3 protein-coding genes are annotated in these 3229 nt (G+C 51.8%); 1 reads left to right on the plus strand and 2 read right to left on the minus strand.

All coding sequences use genetic code 11. The annotated features are described in order from the left end of the window. Positions 1-392 precede the first annotated feature (392 nt). Positions 393-776, minus strand: a complete 384-nt coding sequence (locus tag HX884_RS25800) for an inner membrane protein YbjM (protein WP_013097375.1) — start codon at positions 774-776, stop codon at positions 393-395. Between the two features lie 270 nt (positions 777-1046). On the opposite strand from HX884_RS25800, the gene HX884_RS25805 reads away from it, so the two are divergent. After that, positions 1047-2732, plus strand: coding sequence for an aspartate:alanine antiporter (locus tag HX884_RS25805; RefSeq protein WP_014169303.1), 1686 nt, complete (start codon positions 1047-1049; stop codon positions 2730-2732). Positions 2733-3009: 277 nt separating this feature from the next. Here the strand turns inward: HX884_RS25805 and HX884_RS27060 are convergent. After that, a partial coding sequence (locus tag HX884_RS27060) for a hypothetical protein (protein WP_218620147.1) occupies positions 3010-3229 on the minus strand: 220 nt, incomplete at its 5' end.

Here is a 3229-nt window from a genome sequence, read left to right on the forward strand (position 1 = left end):
AATCAGCGAGTCAGCTTGGGAAGAAATGACCTGCTTATTCGCACCTTCCCTAAGCAAACCCCGCGCCCTGACGTGGGGTTTTATCTATTTGCCTGTTATTGCTTTTTCACTTCACCCAATAGAATTGAACCATATGATGCATGGATTAGCCTGTTAATCCAGTGAGCGTCTTGCGTTTTGCCCTACGATAAATAATGCAATTCCTTGATATTAATGCCGATTGTAGGCCGGGTAAGCGCAGCGCCACCCGGCAAGAAAGACGGCTTAAGGGCATTGGGCGCACTACGCGGGATGCTGTCAGTCACGACTGGAAAAGGTAGGTATGGACTGGAATACCGGGCAATCCGTACACAGTACCGTATTTGACGACAATATCTGCGGCAACGGCGTTCTCATTCTTTTTTATTATGTAACCGTTGATGCCGTATCAGAGTGCGAAGAAACAGGAAAAACAGCGCACCGAGCGCGCACCAGAATACGCCACTCAGCAACCAGGCCAGCTCCTGCCAGAGGCTTCGCGTGGACACGAAAAGCAACCGCATCAGCACCAGACACAGCGGTGCCGCCAGCATTGCCCCTAACAGCGGCTTAACAACCTCGCCTTCACGCGAGAGAAAACTCGCGGCCACGCCAGGCAGAATGAAAAAGAGCAGTCCCAGTTCCGGATGCCCGGAGGCTCTGAATGCCCCCTTAACATTAAACGCTAATGACATACAGACAACGGTGAACAGTAAGAAACAGCTTATCGCCCCTGCCCATTTTCCTTTAATGTTCAAATTATCCTCCTGACTTCTCTATCAAATAAAGTTTCGTCGCGTGGACACCCGATCGGATAAAGTTATGCGGCAATCCTTGCCAAAACCCGCATACGGTTATGCGATAATGAGTAGCCGTTGGTAGCTAATGCGATTAAACTATCCAGCTGCTATTGTCTTAGGGAATTTTTTTGGCCGCAGGGAGTGTAGAAGTATTCCCTGGCACTGAAAACAGTAGCCCAAAATGTCCTTTCATTCAACAACTTACTGGTAAACAAGAAGTTAGCCTCCGTGAATATAAACGTCGCAGACTTGTTAAATGGGAATTACATCCTGTTATTATTTGTGGTACTGGCGCTGGGCCTTTGCCTGGGTAAATTGCGCCTGGGTTCAGTACAACTTGGTAATTCCATTGGCGTTTTAGTCGTCTCCTTATTATTAGGTCAGCAGCATTTCAGCATTAACACAGACGCGCTTAACTTAGGTTTTATGCTGTTTATTTTTTGTGTTGGTGTGGAAGCGGGTCCTAACTTTTTTTCCATTTTCTTCCGCGACGGCAAAAATTATCTGATGCTGGCGCTGGTGATGGTCGGCAGTGCGCTGCTGATCGCGTTAGGGCTGGGTAAACTGTTTGGCTGGGATATCGGGTTAACGGCCGGTATGCTGGCAGGCTCCATGACCTCGACGCCGGTTCTGGTGGGTGCAGGCGATACCCTGCGCCATTCCGGTATGGCCGGGGCACAGCTTTCTACCGCACTCGATCACCTGAGCCTGGGCTATGCCCTGACCTATCTGATTGGTCTGGTGAGCCTGATTGTAGGCGCACGCTATCTGCCGAAACTGCAGCATCAGGATCTGCAGACCAGCGCCCAGCAAATCGCCCGCGAGCGTGGTCTGGACACGGACTCCAAACGAAAAGTCTATCTTCCGGTGATCCGCGCTTATCGCGTCGGGCCAGAGCTGGTCGCCTGGGCGGACGGTAAAAATCTGCGCGAGCTGGGAATTTACCGCCAGACGGGTTGCTATATCGAACGTATCCGCCGTAACGGCATCCTGGCGAACCCGGACGGCGACGCGGTACTGCAGATGGGCGACGACATCGCCCTGGTGGGTTACCCGGATGCCCACGCGCGGCTGGACCCAAGCTTCCGTAACGGTAAAGAGGTATTCGACCGCGACCTGCTCGACATGCGTATCGTCACCGAAGAGATTGTGGTGAAAAACCACAACGCCGTCGGCCGTCGTCTGGCGCAACTGAAACTGACCGACCACGGATGCTTCCTGAACCGCGTGATCCGCAGCCAGATTGAGATGCCTATCGACGATAATGTCGTCCTGAATAAAGGTGACGTGTTGCAGGTCAGCGGCGACGCACGCCGCGTGAAAACCGTCGCCGACCGTATCGGCTTTATCTCCATTCACAGCCAGGTCACCGACCTGCTGGCCTTCTGCGCCTTCTTTATTGTTGGCCTGATGATTGGGATGATCACTTTCCAGTTCAGCAACTTTAGCTTTGGCATCGGTAACGCCGCCGGGCTGCTGTTTGCCGGGATCATGCTGGGCTTCCTGCGAGCGAACCACCCAACCTTCGGCTACATTCCGCAGGGCGCGCTGAACATGGTGAAAGAGTTCGGTCTGATGGTCTTTATGGCGGGTGTCGGCTTAAGCGCCGGTAGCGGCATTGGCCACAGCCTGGGCGCCGTCGGCTGGCAAATGTTGGTTTCCGGACTTATCGTCAGCCTGGTACCGGTGGTGATCTGTTTCCTGTTCGGCGCCTACGTGCTGCGCATGAACCGCGCCCTGCTCTTCGGAGCCATGATGGGTGCGCGTACCTGTGCGCCAGCTATGGAAATCATCAGCGATACCGCCCGTAGCAACATCCCGGCGCTGGGTTATGCGGGCACCTACGCTATCGCTAACGTACTGCTTACGCTGGCAGGTACGCTGATCATCATCATCTGGCCTGGACTCGGATAACTCTTAACTTTGCGCATAACGAAAAAATTTTCGTTATGCGCAGAACTTTTTTATCAGGGGGCAGTCATAACTAGTGCCACTGCTTTTCTTTGATGTCCCCAATTTGTGGAGCCCATCAACCCCGCCGTTTTGGTTCAAGGTTGATGGGTTTTTTGTTGCCTGCTATTATAACCCCTTCGAATCAATCAGTTAGGAACTAAGAGTTGCGACTGTAGCGGCAAAGTGGCAACAGCGCTCTACTTCATGTTCTTTAGGCCTGTATAATGTCATCAAAAAATCAATCCCAGTATTTTTCAATTGCTGTATACATTCCTGATGAGTTGAAGCAGACTTTCTTAGCAGAATGCACTATTGTCGGTATTGACGCCAAAAGAGTACAATGTTTCTCCGCCAATCCAAGCATCCGTGAATATCTGAGCATTTTAGTTGAACGTGGACAGAAGTTTGGGAAGGTGCGAACAAGTTCCTGATATGAGATCATCATATTCATCCGGAGC

This window comes from Enterobacter sp. SECR19-1250 (assembly GCF_013391025.1).
Classification (GTDB): Bacteria; Pseudomonadota; Gammaproteobacteria; order Enterobacterales; family Enterobacteriaceae; genus Enterobacter; species Enterobacter cloacae.